At 69.8% G+C, this 16090-nt stretch carries 16 protein-coding genes; 6 read left to right on the top strand and 10 right to left on the bottom strand.

The annotated features are described in order from the left end of the window. Positions 1–4 precede the first annotated feature (4 nt). Complete coding sequence (locus AC1DV7_RS12560) at positions 5–910, bottom strand: hypothetical protein (protein ID WP_477597470.1); 906 nt, start codon at positions 908–910, stop codon at positions 5–7. Between the two features lie 214 nt (positions 911–1124). Here AC1DV7_RS12560 and AC1DV7_RS12555 point away from each other — a divergent pair, with 214 nt between their 5' ends. From AC1DV7_RS12555 to AC1DV7_RS12545, 3 genes are all read left to right on the top strand, one after another. After that, positions 1125–1595 (top strand): VOC family protein, encoded by a 471-nt coding sequence (locus AC1DV7_RS12555; RefSeq protein WP_477597469.1) that lies wholly within the window; start codon positions 1125–1127, stop codon positions 1593–1595. 134 nt (positions 1596–1729) lie between these two features. Further along, positions 1730–3283, top strand: coding sequence for a DHA2 family efflux MFS transporter permease subunit (locus tag AC1DV7_RS12550; RefSeq protein ID WP_477597468.1), 1554 nt, complete (start codon positions 1730–1732; stop codon positions 3281–3283). Between the two features lie 51 nt (positions 3284–3334). Next, the gene (locus tag AC1DV7_RS12545) at positions 3335–4981 is read left to right on the top strand and encodes a glycoside hydrolase family 13 protein (protein ID WP_477597467.1); all 1647 of its coding nucleotides are present in this window, start codon (positions 3335–3337) and stop codon (positions 4979–4981) included. A 59-nt stretch (positions 4982–5040) separates the two neighbouring features. On the opposite strand, the gene AC1DV7_RS12540 is transcribed toward AC1DV7_RS12545, so the two are convergent. The 3 genes from AC1DV7_RS12540 to AC1DV7_RS12530 all read right to left on the bottom strand — a co-directional run bounded on the left by AC1DV7_RS12540 (position 5041) and on the right by AC1DV7_RS12530 (position 7252). Beyond that, positions 5041–5472, bottom strand: a complete 432-nt coding sequence (locus AC1DV7_RS12540) for a VOC family protein (RefSeq protein WP_477597466.1) — start codon at positions 5470–5472, stop codon at positions 5041–5043. A 159-nt stretch (positions 5473–5631) separates the two neighbouring features. Beyond that, entirely contained in the window at positions 5632–6648 is a 1017-nt protein-coding gene (locus AC1DV7_RS12535) for a GTP pyrophosphokinase (protein ID WP_477597465.1), read from the bottom strand. Between the two features lie 49 nt (positions 6649–6697). After that, positions 6698–7252, bottom strand: coding sequence for a DinB family protein (locus AC1DV7_RS12530; protein WP_477597464.1), 555 nt, complete (start codon positions 7250–7252; stop codon positions 6698–6700). Between the two features lie 133 nt (positions 7253–7385). Between AC1DV7_RS12530 and AC1DV7_RS12525 the strand changes: the two genes are divergently transcribed. Continuing rightward, positions 7386–8306, top strand: coding sequence for a serine hydrolase (locus AC1DV7_RS12525; protein WP_477597463.1), 921 nt, complete (start codon positions 7386–7388; stop codon positions 8304–8306). A gap of 65 nt (positions 8307–8371) precedes the next feature. Here AC1DV7_RS12525 and AC1DV7_RS12520 read toward each other — a convergent pair whose 3' ends face one another. Next, positions 8372–9409: a fatty acid desaturase family protein gene (locus tag AC1DV7_RS12520; protein ID WP_477597462.1), complete on the bottom strand. Its 1038-nt coding sequence runs from the start codon at positions 9407–9409 to the stop codon at positions 8372–8374. A gap of 163 nt (positions 9410–9572) precedes the next feature. Here AC1DV7_RS12520 and AC1DV7_RS12515 point away from each other — a divergent pair, with 163 nt between their 5' ends. Further along, a complete protein-coding gene (locus AC1DV7_RS12515; protein WP_477597461.1) occupies positions 9573–10442 on the top strand; it encodes a DUF429 domain-containing protein in 870 nt (289 codons plus the stop codon). A 90-nt stretch (positions 10443–10532) separates the two neighbouring features. Here AC1DV7_RS12515 and AC1DV7_RS12510 read toward each other — a convergent pair whose 3' ends face one another. From AC1DV7_RS12510 to dnaB, 4 genes are all read right to left on the bottom strand, one after another. Beyond that, positions 10533–10661: a hypothetical protein gene (locus AC1DV7_RS12510; protein WP_477597460.1), complete on the bottom strand. Its 129-nt coding sequence runs from the start codon at positions 10659–10661 to the stop codon at positions 10533–10535. Further along, a complete protein-coding gene (locus AC1DV7_RS12505) occupies positions 10661–10900 on the bottom strand; it encodes a hypothetical protein (RefSeq protein WP_477597459.1) in 240 nt (79 codons plus the stop codon). Before AC1DV7_RS12505 ends, AC1DV7_RS12510 begins: the two co-directional genes overlap by 1 nt. 197 nt (positions 10901–11097) lie before the next feature. Continuing rightward, positions 11098–11427 carry a VOC family protein gene (locus tag AC1DV7_RS12500; RefSeq protein ID WP_477597458.1) on the bottom strand — a complete coding sequence of 110 codons (330 nt, stop codon included), beginning with the start codon at positions 11425–11427 and terminating at the stop codon, positions 11098–11100. Between the two features lie 118 nt (positions 11428–11545). Further along, on the bottom strand, positions 11546–12931 hold the full coding sequence (dnaB, locus tag AC1DV7_RS12495; RefSeq protein WP_477597457.1) for a replicative DNA helicase: 1386 nt from the start codon (positions 12929–12931) through the stop codon (positions 11546–11548). 514 nt (positions 12932–13445) lie between these two features. On the opposite strand from dnaB, the gene AC1DV7_RS12490 reads away from it, so the two are divergent. Beyond that, complete coding sequence (locus tag AC1DV7_RS12490; RefSeq protein WP_477597456.1) at positions 13446–14753, top strand: ATP-grasp domain-containing protein; 1308 nt, start codon at positions 13446–13448, stop codon at positions 14751–14753. On the opposite strand, the gene AC1DV7_RS12485 is transcribed toward AC1DV7_RS12490, so the two are convergent. Next, entirely contained in the window at positions 14740–15990 is a 1251-nt protein-coding gene (locus tag AC1DV7_RS12485) for an MFS transporter (protein WP_477597455.1), read from the bottom strand. The genes AC1DV7_RS12490 and AC1DV7_RS12485 overlap by 14 nt on opposite strands. Positions 15991–16090: the final 100 nt, after the last annotated feature.

The raw sequence follows: 16090 nt of genomic DNA, 5'->3' as shown, positions 1-16090 counted from the left end.
GGCCTCAGGGCCTCGACCGCGCGGCGTCGAGAGCCGCCCGGGCTGCATCCCGGGCGGCCACGGCCGACTTGCGGGCCCGCACCGCGTCAGTGACCGCCTCGAGCGCCCGCTCGTCGGCCTCCCGGGCCTTGGCCAGCTGACGCTCCACGACGGCCAGACGCTCGCGGGTCTCCTCGGCACGCTCCCTCGCCGTGGTCACGGCAGCGTCGGCCTCCGCGGCCAGCCGGTCAGCCTGCGCCAGCTCCGCCTCGAGGTCGTCCAGGCTGGTTGCCGCTGACGTCTGGTCGCCCGTGCCGTCCGCTGCCTCCGGGTCACCCTCGTCCACCGGCCCTGGCCCGCCCGCACCGCGACCACCCGGCACGACCGTCAGGATCGCGCCCCCGGTCGTGCGGGCAACGGCCTCGGCGAGGTCGACCTCTCCGAACCCGCTGTAGGACAGGGCTCGGGTGAGCTGACCTGACGCCACCGCCGTCATGGCCTGCTCGTCGGCGAGGGCCGCGATCGCGGTGGCGCGGACATCCTGCTGGGCGGCCTGGCTGCAGGTGCGACCGGCGTCGGTGACCAGCTGCACGGTGGTCGCGACCACCTCTGCGAGCAGGGCGTCGCGCTCGGGCCGCAGGGAGGTCAGGGTGTCGGTGTCGAGCCGGCCCTGGGCATCGCGCATCCGCCCGCCGAGGTCGGCGAGGCCGTCGACGAGGTCAGGGGCCTCCCGCGCGAGCAGGTTGACGGCCCACGCGGCGAGGCTGGGCTTGCGCAGGCGGCCAAGCTCGGCTGCCACGGCCGGCTCGCCGGCCGCTTTTGCCTCGGCGACCACGCGCCGGCGCTCAGCCATGAACTCCTCGGGCGTCACGGCATACAGGCTGCGCATCGCGACGGCGAGCGCGGCGCTGGGCGCGGCGTCGTCAGGCATCGTCGACCTCCAACCCCGGCAGGCGGACACACGCGCTCACGGTGGCGACGCTACGGCATACCGGACCGATGAGTTCGACCCTCGACGCTGGTCAACACCACGGGACGATGGGCTCGCCCACCACCCACCCGCTCCACCACCCACCCGCTCCACCACCCACCCGCTCCACCACCCACCGGGCCGCCGCCGGCCCCAGTCACCCGAGGAGACCGCCATGCCACGTCAGTACGTCTGCCTGTGGTTCGACCGCCAGGCCGAGGAGGCCGCCGAGTTCTACACGTCGGTGTTCCCCAACTCGGGCATCGGCACCATCGCCCGCTACCCCGAGGGGAGCGGCGAGCGAGCCGGCGAGGTGATCACCGTGGCGTTCGAGCTCGACGGGGTCCCGTACGTGGGGCTCAACGGCGGGCCGCAGTTCACCTTCGACGAGGCCATCTCGATCACCATCGACTGCAAGGACCAGGCCGAGATCGACCACTACTGGGACGCCCTCACCGCCGACGGCGGCCAGGAGAGCCAGTGCGGTTGGCTCAAGGACAAGTTCGGCCTCTCGTGGCAGGTCGTCCCTGCGGACTGGGACAACATCTTCTCGACCGACCCCGAGCGCGCCGGCAAGGTCTTCGCCGCGATGATGACGATGGGCAAGCTCGACATCGCAGCCCTGGAGGCTGCCGGAAACGCCTGACCTGCACCGGTTTCGCCGCGGTCTGCCGCCGAAAAATGAGGCGGTGCACTGTCGGTGGACGGGCGTAGGCTCGAACGCGCGCTACGCAACGTCGCGGGGGGCGCGGATCATCAACCACCCGAGAGGAACCCGAGTTGTCTGCACCTGCCACAACTCCAGTGGAGTACCCCGACAACATCGACGCCGCCGTGCTCAAGGTCGCTGGCGTCGTCGTCCTCGGGGCGATCATGTCGATCCTCGACATCACCGTCGTCAACGTCGCCCTGCCGGTGTTCCAGCGTGTGTTCGCGGACAACCCGGCCTCGCCCCTCGACTACTCGGCCGTCGCGTGGACCGTGACGGCCTACACGCTCGCGCTGGCGACCGTCATCCCGCTGACCGGGTGGGCTGCCGACCGGTTCGGCACCAAGCGCCTCTACATCCTGGCGATCATCCTGTTCACCGCCGGCTCGGCGCTGTGTGCCGCCGCGACCTCGCTCAACATGCTGATCGGGTTCCGCGTCCTGCAGGGACTGGGTGGCGGCATGCTCATGCCCCTCGGCATGACGATCATGACGCGCGCCGCCGGGCCCGCACGGATGGGCCGGCTCATGGCGATCCTCGGCGTGCCCATGCTGCTCGGCCCGATCTTCGGCCCCATCCTGGGTGGCTGGCTCATCGACATCGCCAGCTGGCACTGGATCTTCCTGATCAACGTCCCGCTCGGCATCATCGCCGCGATCTACGCGTTCCTCGTCCTGCCCAAGGACCACACCGAGCCGACCGAGTCCCTCGACCTGCTCGGGGTGGCGCTGATGTCGCCGGGCCTGGCGCTGTTCCTGTTCGGCGTCTCGTCCATCCCCCAGAAGGGCACGATGAACGCGCCCAAGGTCTACGTCAACATGGCCATCGGGCTCGCGCTCATGCTGACGTTCGTGTGGCACTCGTTCCGCCCGAAGCACCCGCTGCTCGACCTGAGGCTGTTCCGCAACCGCAACCTGACCGTCTCGATCATCACGATGTTCATCTTCGCGGCGGCCTTCTTCGGCGGGCTGCTCCTGGTGCCGACGTACTACCAGCAGGTCCGCGGTGAGTCGACCCTCTCGGCCGGCTGGCTCGTCGCGCCCCAGGGCCTCGGCGCCATGCTGACCATGCCGATCGCGGGCACCCTGGTCGACAAGATCCCCGTCGGCCGCATCGTCCCGTTCGGGCTGATCGGCATCGTCGCGGGCATGTTCGGCATGACCCAGATCGAGGCCGACACCTCGAAGTGGACGATCACGATCCTGCTGTTCATCATGGGCCTGGGCATGGGCGGCACGATGATGCCGATCTTCACCACCGCCCTCAAGACACTGACCCACCACGAGGTGGCGCGCGGGTCCACGCTGCTCAACATCACCCAGCAGATCGCCAGCTCGATAGGCGTGGCGGTCATGTCGGTGGTTCTCACCAACAACCTCAAGGACTCCCCGATCGCCCTGCCCGCGATCGCGTCCCGCCAGGATCCGTCGCTGGTCGACAAGCTCGGCGGGCCCGAGGGTGTCGCCAGGGGTCTGGTCGACGCCGCCCAGGCGTTCGCCGGCTCCTTCTGGGTGGCCGCGGTGCTCGTGGCGCTCACGCTGATCCCCGCGTCGTTCCTGCCACGCAGGCGCGAGGTGTCGCACCTGCTCGACGAGGAGGGGGTGCCCCCGGTCGTCGTGCACTGACCGCGTCCCGCACCGCTGTCGCAACGTCGAGGTGGGCGCTAGGTTCGGCCTGTGGCACTCGACCAGGAGCCGGAGCCGTGGTGGCGCTCCGCCGTGATGTACCAGGTGTACCCGCGCAGTTTCGCCGACGGGAACGGTGACGGAGAGGGCGACCTGCCGGGTCTGCGGGCCAAGCTGCCCTACCTCGCCGACCTCGGTGTGGACGGCCTGTGGATCTCGCCGTGGTTCCCCTCGCCGATGGCCGACGGGGGGTATGACGTGAGCGACTTCCGGGGCATCCACCCGATGTTCGGCTCGCTCGACGACGCGGACGCGGTGCTGCGTGAGGCGCGCGACCTGGGGTTGCGGGTCATCATCGACCTCGTCCCCAACCACACGTCCGACCAGCACCCGTGGTTCCTCGCGGCACTCGAGGCCGGACCGGGATCTGCGGAGCGGGCGCGCTACTTCTTCCGCGACGGGCGCGGCGAACACGGCGAGGAGCCGCCCAACAACTGGATCAGCGCGTTCGGCGGCCCTGCCTGGGAGCGGGTCACCGAGCCCGACGGGACGCCCGGGCAGTGGTTCCTGCACCTGTTCGCACCCGAGCAGCCTGACCTCGACTGGAGCAACCAGGAGGTGCTGGCCGACTTCGACGACGTGCTTCGTTTCTGGTTCGACCGCGGGGTCGACGGGCTGCGGATCGACGCGGCCCCGGCCATGTCGAAGAAGGCTGGACTGCCGGACGCCGACTACGGCGGGGTGCTGCAGTTCCGCACCGTCGACTGGGACGACAACCCCCACTGGGACGTCGACACGGTGCACGACATCTTCCGCCGCTGGCGAGCCATCGCCGACACCTACGAGGGCGACCGCGTGTTCGTCGCCGAGGCGGTCGTCAGCACCCCGGAGCGACTCGCGAAGTACCTGCGTCCCGACGAGATGCACACCGCCTTCAACTTCCCCTACCTCAAGGGACCCTGGGAGGCCGGGCCGCTGCGCGAGGTGATCCAGGCAACGCTGGCGTCGTTCGAGCCCGTCGGGGTGCCGGCCACCTGGGTCCTCACCAGCCACGACGAGACCCGGCCCGTGACGCGCTACGGCCGGCAGACCACCAGCTCGTTCTTCATCACCGACGGAGAGGGCGAGGTGTCGGACCTCGCGCTCGGCACCCGACGGGCCCGCGCCGCGGCGATGCTCATGCTGGCGCTGCCCGGCGGGTCCTACATCTACCAGGGCGAGGAGCTGGGCCTGCCGAACGTCGACGACCTGCCCGACGAGGTGCTGCAGGACCCGATGTTCCTGCGCAGCGGAGGCGAGCTGCGCGGCCGCGACGGGTGCCGGGTGCCGATCCCGTGGAGCGGCGACGCACCACCGTTCGGCTTCTCACCCGACGGCGTCCAGCCGTGGCTTCCGCAGCCCGCCTCGTGGAGCGCATTGACCGTCGAGGCCGAGCTGTCAGACCCCAAGTCGATGCTCTCGCTGTATCGGCAGGCGCTCCGGCTGCGACGCGAGACCGAGGGCCTGGCTGCCGTGGGGCTCGCCTGGCGCGAGTCCACCCCGGAGGTGCTCGACTTCGACCGCGGCCCGGCGCTGCGGTGCGTCGTCAACCTCTCGGACCAGGCCGTGCCGGTGCCTGCCGACCGGGTTCTGCTGAGCAGCGTCCCGCTCGAGGACGGCACCCTGCCCAGCGACGCCACCGCCTGGCTGCGCCCCTGACCGGGCGGGCCGGGGCCGAGCCCGGCCGCACGGCATACCGGTCAGGGACGGTGCGAGACCTACTCCGTCGGAGCGGACCCCGACTGGTCGCCGGCGATGTTGACCATCCAGCCGATGCCGAACTGGTCGACGCACATGCCGAACTCGTCGCCCCACATCTGCTTCTCGAGGGGGACCTGCACCTGTCCACCGGACGAGAGCTTGTCCCAGTAGCCGCGCAGCTCGTCGGCGTCGTCACCGGACAGGCTGACCGCGATGTTGGTGCCGGGGTTGTGGTCCATGCCGGGCGGCGTGTCGGCTGCCATGAGCCGGAAGCCGGAAGGGGTCTCGAGGTTGCCGTGCATGATGCCGTCGGCCCCGGGCTGGCTCGGGTCGCCGTACTCGCCGAACGTGCTGAGCGTGAGCTCACCGCCGAACGTGTCCTTGTAGAACTCGAGCGCCTGACGGGCGTTGTCCTTGAAGGAGATGTAGGGGTTGAGGATCGATGCCATCGTGGGCTCCTGGGGTGTCGGGAGGGTGCCGGGGGCTGGAGAGACCGGGTTTTCCCGGATGCTTCGCACCCTAGACCTCGGCGCCGACACCGTCAGGGGTCGTCGGACCGATGGCAGGTGTCCGCCGGCGGCGATCCCTGCCGCCCCCGGGGCGGCACCTCAGACGGTGCGGATCTTCTCCAGCCGGGCCCGCAGCGCGAGTTCCCGGTGGGCATTGCCGTGCAGCCCGACGTACCGGTTGCCGAAGACGGCGAGCAGCGCGTCGTCGAGTCGCCGTACCGCACCAGCGGGGTAGCGGTAACCCATCCGGGCGTCGATCCCCTCGAGATCGATCGAGGACAGCAGCCCACCCAGCTCGTCGAGGGAGGTGATACCGAGCTCGAGCAGCAGCCCCGAGATCCACGCGTAGTGGTCGGTGCGGGACCAGCCGGCCTCCTGGAACTGCCCGGCCAGGAAGGTCGCGAGGTCCGAGGCACTGATCCGGGGGTCGTCCTCGTCGATCTTCAGCCGCTGGCCCCCCATCGTCGCCTGCAGGGTGTCGCGGATCTCGGAGAACTCGCGGTCGGCCAGCTCGAGCAGCCCGGCCGCCAGCGTGAACCGACGGTCGAGGTCGGGCACGTGCTCCTCGGGGATGGACCCCTTGTAGCGGACGTCGTGCTCGAACTCCGCCCACGCGTGCTGCAGGATCGTGCGGACCTGCACCGAGGCGCTGTGCCCCTCGAGCGGTTCGTATGACGCGGGCAGCACCTTCGTCGGGTCCGTCGCCACCAGCACGTGGCGGCTGGAGTACCCGAACCGGCCCTGCCGCGCCGTCTCCCGACCCATGTCGCGGTCGTCGAGCACGCTGAACTGGTCGGCCAGCAGGCCCGCGACGGCGGCGACGTCGCCGTGCAGGTAGGTCACGACGCGCACGCCGACCTGGTCGGTGACCTCGCGCAGCGGGTCCGCGTAGACGGGCGCCCCGTCGACGGTGCGGCCCGCCTTGGCAGCGAACGACGCGACGCTCTTGGCGCGGCCGGTGACGCTGACGTAGTTGATGCCGGCGTCGTCGAGCAGGGAGGTGATCAGGGCGACGAACTGCTCCGTGCGCACGCGCAGCTCAGGCTGCATCGCGGCATACCGCTGCACCGCGTCGTGCACGGTGCTCGGGTCGGGAGGTGCGGCCTCGTCGCTCACGCAGCACAGGGTATGTGACCTGGGTGCGCCGGAAGGGGTGGGCGGGCCGCTACTGCCCCGTGCGGCCGTCGATGCGCTCTCGGATGAGGTCGGCGTGGCCGCAGTGCCGGGCGTACTCCTCGATGAGGTGGACGAGCAGCTCGCGCAGGGAGATCGGGCCACGGATGGGGTGCGTGCTCATCAGCTCGAGCGACTCGGCACGGTCGACGAACTCCTCGGCATGGGCGACCTCACGACGCCAGGCCTCCCAGGCCTCGGCGACGACCGCATCGTCAGGGACCGCCCCGTTGAAGTCGCCGTCGGGTTCGTCCTCGACATAGAGGCGCGGGATCTCGTTGCCCTCCATGGTGATCCGGAACCAGATCTGCTCGACCTTGGCCAGGTGGCGCAGCAGCCCCAGCATCGACATCGTCGACGGCTCGACCGAGCGCCGGGCCATCTGCTCGGCATCGAGGCCGTCGCACTTCATCTCGAACGTGAGCCGGTAGTGGCGCAGGTAGTCGAGCAGGACCTCGCGCTCGGTGCTGCCCGCACTGTCGTTGCCTCGGGGGTCGTCCTCGGGGTCCACCCACATGTCGGGGTACTTCGTCGCCTTCGATGCCATGGCCCCGATCCTGTCGTTCGGGTGAGCTCGGCGCCAACGCGTTTGGCTCGGGCGGCACATGGAGGTCGACTTCGACCACTACCTCTGGGATCTGCGTCGGGAGCGGCGACGGCCGGGGCTACCCTGAGTGACCATGCGACGTTCCGTGGTGGTGGCAGTGGCGCTGGCATGCCTAGCGCTGGCCGCGTGCGCGGACGATGCGCCGAAGAAGGCCGCGACGATGACCGGTGCGAGCACGACCCCGAGCAGCACCCCGTCGACGCCCACGACGAGCACCACGACGACCACCAGGGCCATCCCGAGGACGACGCCCCCGAAGCCGGCCACCACCTCGAAGAAGCCCACCAGCAGCGCACTGCGGACCAGCCTCAAGGGCGACCCGAACGACGCCTTCGCCTTCGCGCCGCTGTCCGACCCGGGCAACGTCACCGTCGAGGGCAGCGTCTCGAGCTACAAGGCCTGGTCGACCTCGAAGGTCCTGGTGGTCGCCGCCTTCCTCGACACCGTCTGCGACGGCGACCCGACCAGGGCGACCGCGCAGCAGCGGCGCTGGATCACGGCAGCCCTCACGGCCTCCGACATGAACGCCGTCATCGCCCTGCGCGATTCGATCCCCGGCAGCCCGGGCGCGGCGATCAACCGGGTGCTGCGGTCGATCGGCGACACCCGCACCGTGGCGCCCGACACCTCACAGGGCGGGATGCAGTGGACCATCCGCGAGCAGGTGCGGTTCATGGCCGCGCTGGCCTCAGGACGCGTTGTCTCCAAGGCCAGCAGCTCGTACCTGCTCTCGGTGATGCACCCGATCCCGGCCCACCAGTGGGGGCTCGGGAGCATCGGCGCGAGCGCCTTCAAGGGTGGCTGGCTGCGTGCGGACACGGTCACCCGGCAGCTGGGCATCGTCGACGGGTATGCCGTCGCGATCATCACCGACCACGTGGGTCCGGCCGTGGTCCAGACCGACGGCGACGCGGCGCACGTGCAGCAGATGAACTACCTCGCCACAGTGCTCGACCGACGGCTCGCCATCGAGGGCCGCCGCGGCCCGCCCTGAGTCGACCCCGACCCCACGCACGTCCGCGCCGGGTCGGGGCCGGGTCGTGACCGGCGACTGCCGGGTCAGGTTCGCAGGCGCAGTGGTGCACCCACCTCGTGCAGGTGGCGCACCACATCGACGTATGACGACGCGGCTGCCTTCTCGACGTACGGCACGTCGTGACGGTCGCAGAACGACCGCACGATCTGCTGCGCCCGGGGGAGGTTCGCCCGCGGCATGCTCGGGAAGAGGTGGTGCTCGATCTGGTAGTTGAGCCCGCCCAGCGCCCAGTCGACCACCGGCCCACCGCGGATGTTGCGCGACGTGAGCACCTGGCGCAGGAAGGGGTCGGCCTCGTCGGCCTTCGACAGGACCGGCATGCCCTTGTGGTTCGGCGCGAACGAGACGCCGAGGTAGAGCCCGCGCAGACCCTGGTGCACCGCGACGAACACCAGCCCCTGGACCCACGTCGTCGTCGCGACGACCAGCCAGACGTAGGCCGCCGTGTGGACGGCGATCAGGACCAGCTCGCTGCGGCGGTGGCGGAAGCCGGGGCGGGCCAGCCCGCGCAGACCCGCGAGGTAGAGGTTGCCCGCCTCCAGGGTCAGCAGCGGGAAGAAGAGCCAGGCCTGGTGCCGGGTGACCGACGCCAACAGCCCTCGCCGGCCGACGGCCTGGCTGGCGTCGAAGATCAGCACTCCCGCGTGTACGTCGGGGTCGGTGTCCAGGTCGTTGGGGTTGGCGTGGTGGGCGTTGTGCTTGTCGAGCCACCAGGCATAGCTGAGTCCGCTGAGCAGGTTGGCGTGCAGCAGGCCCAGGAGGTTGGCGGTCCGGGCGCGGCGCGAGACCTGGCGGTGGGCGATGTCGTGTCCGAGGAACCCGATCTGCACCGAGACCACCGCGAGGACGGCGGCCGCCAGGAGCAGCCACCACGAGTCGCGCCAGACGACCATCGCGCCGACGACCACGAGCAGGCCGACCAGGTTCGCAGCGAAGAGGACGGCGTACGGGCCGAGGCGACGGTCCATGAGACCGGCGGCGCGCACGGCGGCGAGCACGTCGGGATAGAGCCGGTGCTGCGCGCTGGCTTTCGCGCTCACTGGCAGGGGAAGGCTGCTCATCTCGGACTCCTCGGTGGTGGAAGGCCACCGGGTCCAGGGCAGCTGTTGTCCTGCGAGTCTACGCGCCCGTGGGGTCGGCGCGGCCGGGCTCGTAGTGCCGGCAAGGTCGGGCTCGTGACACGCTGTCGGCAGGTGACCCCGGCACACGACGGGAGGTGGTGGCATGGCTGGTGACGAGCGGGTTGGGCCCTCGGCCGAGGTCCTCGCGGCGGTCGCTGACCTGGCCGCCGCCGTGCGCCGGCTGGCTGACGCGTTGGGGGTCGACCTCGACGGCCTCCGCACCGAGGGGGCCGGGGCGGTGACGTCCACAGGCGGCCCCTCGCCCGCGCCTCCGGTCGAGGTCAGCGTGCCCGTGCTCGGCGTCGACGCCTGCTCGGCGGGGTGGGTCGGAGCCATCCTGGAGCCGGGCGCCCCTCGGCCGCGGATCGCCGTCGCGGCCACCATCGCAGACCTCGTCGAGACGGTGCGTCAGTCGGTCGACATCCAGGTCGTGGCCATCGACATCCCCATCGGCCTGCCCGACACCTCGACCCGCCAGGCCGACGCCTTGGCGCGAACTGCGTTGAAGGTCAAGGCTTCCTCGGTGTTCACGACGCTCACCCGGGCGGCGTACACGCAGTCGTCCCGGCTCGAGGCGGATACCGTCAACCGAGCGCTGACGGGTCAGGGGGTCGGCGCCCAGGCGTTCGCGTTGCGCGCCAAGATCCTCGAGGTCGACGCGTGGGTGCGCACCCGACCCACCCTCATCGTCATGGAGGTGCACCCCGAGCTGAGCTTCGCGGTCATGGCCGGGGCCCCCATCGCGCCCGGGAAGAAGACCGAGGAGGGACGTGCGGCCAGGCTCGCTGCGCTCGCCGCTGTCGGGCTCGCTTCACCCTCGGTCCTCACCGGCAGCGGGTATGCCGCCGACGACGTCCTCGACGCCTGCGCGGCCGCGTGGACGGCAGCCCGGCGGACCGCTGGTGAGGCTCGCCCGCTGCCAGACCCGCCGCAGACCTTCTCGGACGGCATACCGGCCGCGATCTGGGCGTGAGCTCCCGGACAAGACCCCGGGACCGGACCCCGGGGACCAGCCTTGGGACTGGCCCTGGGACCGGCCTTGGGACCGGCCTCGAGACGGGCCTCAGGGGCGCCGCCGCGCCTTGGCCCAGTCGAGCAGGGCGACGACGCCCCCTGTCATGAGGGCGACGACCGCCGTGGTGATGACCGCCGCGAAGACCAGGGCGAAGAGCAGGAGGAACAGGAACCGCATCACCGGGCGCCCATCCCGCGTACCGTCATCGTGGCTGGAGCCTGGGCGGCTTGGCGGTGCATGGCGTGGACCTCGTCGACGGGGACGCCCAGCAGCTTGGCGACGCGGGTCGGGGACTCGTGGTCGTCCAGCAGTGCCGTCACCGATCGCGCCCGTTCCAGCCGCAGGCGGGCGACGTGGTCGAACAGCAGGCCCCGCCCGTCGGTCGCCTCGAAGAACTCTGCGACCCGTGCCTCCACGTCTGCGGCGGCGCGTCGGCTGTGAACCCCCTGTGCCCCCATGCTCCCCACGAACACTCGCCCTCTCGCGCGTCTGCGTGCCACCAGTTGGCGTCGCTGTTTCCCTGAAGGACGCACGGAACGGCGAAACGTGACCCGAGGGCGGTGTGGGACTGCCGAGGTGGATCCGGTGCGCGGAACGGGCGAGGCTGGTCCCGCTACTTCCCACGCAGGCCGATGGGGTTCCCGTCCGGGTCGGTCAGCACGCAGACCCGCGCCTCCGGTGCGACCTGACGCGGGGCGTCGCGTTCGGTGGCTCCGGCCGCAAGCAGGGTCTCCCGGGTGGCGTCGAGGTCGTCGACATCGGCGTAGGCCACCGGTCCACCACCGGCGCCCGCCGGGTTGAGAGCGACCTCGAAGCCGTTGACGTTGTACCCGACGTAGTAGGCCTCGTCGGTGTGCGGTGAGCCGAGCAACGCCGTGTAGACGGCCTTGGTCGCGTCAAGGTCGGACACCGGGATCACCAGACTGCTGATCGTGGGACTCATTTCTTCGGACCTCCTGGTCGAGGCGGTCCTCTGGTCGACCGCCTCATCGATGCCAGACACGCTACGAGCGAGTCGGTGACCGACGCTTCTCGATTCCTGACGGATCCTGTTGACGCGTCTAGAAGTTGTCGCGGGCCATGTTGGCGAACCGGCTGTAGTGACCCTGGAAGGCCAGCACGATGTCCTTGGTCGGGCCGTTTCGGTGCTTGGCCACGATCACATCTGCCTCGCCCTCACGCCCGGACTCGGGGGACTTGTCACGGTGCAGCAGGATCACCATGTCGGCGTCCTGCTCGATGGAACCGGACTCACGGAGGTCGGACATCTGGGGCCGCTTGTCGGTGCGCTGCTCCGGACCACGGTTGAGCTGCGAGATCGCGATGACCGGCACCTCGAGCTCCTTGGCGAGCAGCTTGAGGGCACGCGAGAACTCGGACACCTCCTGCTGGCGGGACTCGACCTTCTTGCCGGACGACATCAGCTGGAGGTAGTCGATGACGACGAGCTTGAGGTTGTGCTGCTGCTTGAGCCGGCGGCACTTGGCCCGGATCTCCATCAGCGACATGTTCGGCGAGTCGTCGATGAACAACGGCGAGTCCGAGATCTGCCCCATGATGCGGGCCAGCTTCTTCCACCCGGCGTCGCCGATGGTGCCCTTGCGGAGGTCCTGGAGCTGGATCTGCGCCTCGGCAGAGAGCACGCGCATCGTGATCTCGGAGCGGCTCATCTCGAGGGAGAAGACGGCCGTGGCCATCTTGTGCTTGATGGCCGCCGCCCTGGCGATGTCGAGACCCATGGTCGACTTGCCGACGGCGGGCCGGGCGGCCAGCACGATCATCTGACCGGGGTGCAGGCCGTGGGTCAGCTCGTCGAGCTCGAGGAAGCCCGTGGGGACACCCATCATCTCGCCCGGGTCGCGGCCGGCGGCGACCTCGATCTCGTTGAGCGTCTCCTCGAGGACGTCACCGAGGGCGACGTAGTCCTCGCCACCGCGCTTGTCCGCCACCGCGTAGACCTCGGCCTGCGCGGCGTTGACGATGTCCTCGACGTCGCCGTTGCCCTGCTGGTAGCCGAGCTGGACGATGCGGGTGCCGGCCTCGACGAGGCGCCGCAGCACGGCCCGTTCCCGGACGATCTCGGCGTAGTAGCCGGCGTTGGCCGCGGTCGGGACGGCCTGGATGAGCTGGTGGAGGTAGGCCTGGCCGCCGACGCGCTGCAGGTCGCCGCGCTTGGACAGCTCGTCGGAGACGGTGATCGCGTCGGCGGGCTCGCCGCGGCCGTACAGGTCGAGCACCGCGTCGTAGATGAGCTCGTGGGCCGGGCGGTAGAAGTCCTGCCCGCGCAGGCCCTCGACACAGTCGGCGATGGCGTCCTTGGACAGGAGCATGCCGCCGAGCACGGACTGCTCGGCGTTGAGGTCCTGGGGCGGGACCCGGTCGCTGCCGCCGGGGGGACCGTCGCCGCCCGAGCTGAACGCGCTCGTGCTCAACTCTGCAAGCGACACCCGCACAACCCCTTCACTGCGTCAGTCACCACGGACCCGAAACAACACCTGCGTGATTCGAGTACATCAGTCGGCGGTGACAAGGTCGTTGACCCATGCCGACGCCCGCCGCGTGAACCCGTGATCCGCTCACCGTAGGGCCGGTCGAGGGGGCACTCAAACCAGCCGTGTGGACAGGATGTGGACAAGGTGTGCGCAACGCCCGCATGCCTTGTGCACAGTCTGTTGAGGACCTGTTGACAGCTGCCCGCATGACGTCGCCAAGCCACGCCTGACCTGCGCAAACGCCCAGATCCACCTGTGGACTGAAAATACTTTCGGGCGTGTCTCACGGCTCAGCTCCACCATGAGCCGACCGGCGCCTGCGTGCTAACCTCGCCGGCGGCTCGGTCGATTCATGACTRTCGACCTCAGGTCCACGGCGCACGTGGGCCTGCTCTCGTCGACGCGTCGGAACCGTCGGGCCGCACCTGTGTCGCGGCCTCCCCATACAGCGAGAGGCTGGCTGCACGCGATGACGCCCACAGGGCCACGCACGGAGACACTCAGGCCCAGAGCCTTCCTCCTCTACGGGAGCAACAAGGTCCTCACCCGCTATCCCGAGCTGTACCAGGCGCTGCGCGACAGGGGGCTCAAACCCTTGGTCATCACCGAACCCCAAGAGCGTCACGGGGAGCTGCCCGAGCTCATCCGCAACCCGGCGCACCCCTTGTCGGACATCGTGGCCGTCGGCTATCACGACAGGACCGACTTCGAGGGGATTCTCGGGACTGTGTCCGCGTGGCGCGGCGAGTACACCATCGTCGGAGGCTTCTCGATCGGCGAGTACTTCGTCGAGCCGTCGATCATCGTCAACGACTACCTCGGCCTTCCCTCCCCCGGCCTCCGCGCCGGCAGGGTGTGCAGGAACAAGCACCTGCAGAGGCTCTACCTCGAGGAGTTCTCGCCCCGCTGGCGCAGGGTTGCCCCCACGCAGCGCGAGGAGGCAATCACCTCGGCGGCCTTGTCGTCCGGGATCGTCAAGCCCGTAGGACGGAATTCGAGCTCGGGCGTCTACCGTTTCTCATCGGTCGAGGACCTGAGTGAGCAGATCCAGACCTACCCTGCGGACGAGACGCTCCTCATCGAGCAACACATCAGCGGCAACGAGGTGTCAGTCGAGGCCCTGGTGCAGGGCGGGAAGGTCATCTTCTCGGGAGTCACCCAGAAGTACGTGGGCGGCGGCTTCGTCGAGGTCGGGCACGAGTTCCCTGCTGACCTTCCCGAGTGGCAGACGCGCGCCCTCGTCGACACCAACGAACGCATCCTCACCCGGCTCGGCTTCGAGAACGGGATCTCACACGCCGAGTACAAGATCGACCCGGGAGGAAACGTCTACCTGATCGAGATCGCGGCGCGTTTTCCCGGCGACAGCATCGTCAGTCTCTACAACCTCGCCACCGGCGCGTCATTGGCGGCCGCGATCGTGGACATCGCCCTGGGTAACCGCGTGACCTACCCCAGCCCTGCCAGGTTCGCCAAGCAGGTGTACGTCGTCCCCCCACCCGGCACCCTCGCCGAGGTCTCGACCGTCGGGGACCTGGGCACCGAGGTCAGCTGGGTGGCCAAGACCTGGATGTGGCCGGAGCTCGCCGAGGCGCGCGCCGACGCGCCCCCCGCGCTGCGCGTCATCATGTGCGACAAGTCCGTCGGCGACACCATCGGCCCCCTGGAGAGGTCATTCGACCGCGTCCTCACGTTCGTCGTGGACGCACCCACGCGCCATGAGCTGCACGCGCTGGCCGAGAAGGTCGAGGCGTCCATCCTCGTCAAGACGGTTTGACGGTCTCACCGACGTTCGAGGACTCGGTCGGGCTGGTGGTTGCCGGCGCGCGCCTCGCGGAGGGATCAGCGACGCCCCTCCACAGGAAGTAGGCAGCGACGGCCACCAGACCGCCCGAGGACACCCAGAACAGCAGTGCGCTCCGGGGCCACGCGACGAGGGCGGAGGTGGCCGAGGCGATCCCGAGCCACGAGCCCAAGGACTCTGCACCGCCCCGGACAGCACCGGCGATCCCGTAGGCCGCGAACGGCGACAGGCGACCCTTGACGTTCGGGATCTCCGAGTCGTACGCCGGTGCCCAGACCAGCTCGGAGAGGGTGAAGAGGGCCATCGCGCAGTAGATGACGCCCAGTGACGTGCGACCGGTGAAGCCGAACGCAAACAAGGAGACCCCCAGTGCAAGGTGCGCCACGGGTAGGACCGTGCGAGCAGCCAGGCCGGGGCGACACCTCCTCAGTCGCTCCACCGCGCCCGTGATCGGCGCCTGCAGCACGATGACCAGGGCTGAGTTGAGGATGAACAGGTAGGAGATCGACTGCGTGCCCACCCGGTCAGCCGAGAAGGTCGGCAGCACATTGAAGACCTGGGAGTAGGCGACCCAGGTGATGCCGGTGAAGAGCAGGAAGAGCCCAAAGGGGAGTCGGCCGCCCGCCACCGAACTCTCGGGCGGTGACTGCTGTTCCTCCTCGGCATCCGCGGGGACGAGCCTGAGCAGGACGAGTGCGGACGCGTAGAGCACCGTGGCGGCCCAGGCAAAGAAGCCGGGGCCGTGTGCCATGAGGAAGCCCCCCGCCGCGATCCCCGCCGGGGCGCCGGCATTGACTGCCAGATAGAGCCGGGAGAACGCCCAGAGCCTTTGCTCCGGCGCATAGGCGACGACGACCAGGGCTTTGAGGGCAGCCGTCGCCGAGGAGAAGGACAGACCGAAGAGGGAGCCCAGCACGATCCAGACGGCCAGGTTCCCACCGGGATACAGGGCCATGGCGGACACCGTCGCCGTGGAGGCCGCGTAGGCGAAGACGACCGAGCGGTGCAGCCCCACCCTGTGCAGGAGCCGCGCGACGAGCATCCCGCCTATGCGGCCGAACAGGAGACACAGCGCGACGACCGTCGCCGCCCCGGCACCCGACAGTCCTCGGTGGTCGATGAGCCAGAGGGCGAGGAAGGGCACGAGCAGGAAGTAGGCAGCCGCGCTGAGACCACGCACCGCAAGGAAGGACAGCTCGGCCCACTTCATCGGTGAACCACCCCCGTCCTGCTCAGATCCCTCCACGGCGAACGGCACATGGTGCACATGCCCGGCGTGCCCTGCAACCTTGACCGTGCGTCGGGTAAAG

It is taken from the genome of Pedococcus sp. P2_E4, from assembly GCF_056403935.1.
Note: the sequence above shows the minus strand (reverse complement) of the source record. Positions and strands in the feature narration are given on the sequence as shown.

Bases quoted from the DNA above. Each gene is read 5' to 3' on its own strand.
- AC1DV7_RS12560 (WP_477597470.1), bottom strand. From the start codon at position 910: ATGCCTGACGACGCCGCGCCCAGCGCCGCGCTCGCCGTCGCGATGCGC.
- AC1DV7_RS12555 (WP_477597469.1), top strand. From the start codon at position 1,125: ATGCCACGTCAGTACGTCTGCCTGTGGTTCGACCGCCAGGCCGAGGAG.
- AC1DV7_RS12540 (WP_477597466.1), bottom strand. From the start codon at position 5,472: ATGGCATCGATCCTCAACCCCTACATCTCCTTCAAGGACAACGCCCGT.
- AC1DV7_RS12530 (WP_477597464.1), bottom strand. From the start codon at position 7,252: ATGGCATCGAAGGCGACGAAGTACCCCGACATGTGGGTGGACCCCGAG.
- AC1DV7_RS12525 (WP_477597463.1), top strand. From the start codon at position 7,386: ATGCGACGTTCCGTGGTGGTGGCAGTGGCGCTGGCATGCCTAGCGCTG.
- AC1DV7_RS12520 (WP_477597462.1), bottom strand. From the start codon at position 9,409: ATGAGCAGCCTTCCCCTGCCAGTGAGCGCGAAAGCCAGCGCGCAGCAC.
- AC1DV7_RS12515 (WP_477597461.1), top strand. From the start codon at position 9,573: ATGGCTGGTGACGAGCGGGTTGGGCCCTCGGCCGAGGTCCTCGCGGCG.
- AC1DV7_RS12510 (WP_477597460.1), bottom strand. From the start codon at position 10,661: ATGCGGTTCCTGTTCCTCCTGCTCTTCGCCCTGGTCTTCGCGGCGGTC.
- AC1DV7_RS12500 (WP_477597458.1), bottom strand. From the start codon at position 11,427: ATGAGTCCCACGATCAGCAGTCTGGTGATCCCGGTGTCCGACCTTGAC.
- AC1DV7_RS12490 (WP_477597456.1), top strand. From the start codon at position 13,446: ATGACGCCCACAGGGCCACGCACGGAGACACTCAGGCCCAGAGCCTTC.
- AC1DV7_RS12485 (WP_477597455.1), bottom strand. From the start codon at position 15,990: ATGAAGTGGGCCGAGCTGTCCTTCCTTGCGGTGCGTGGTCTCAGCGCG.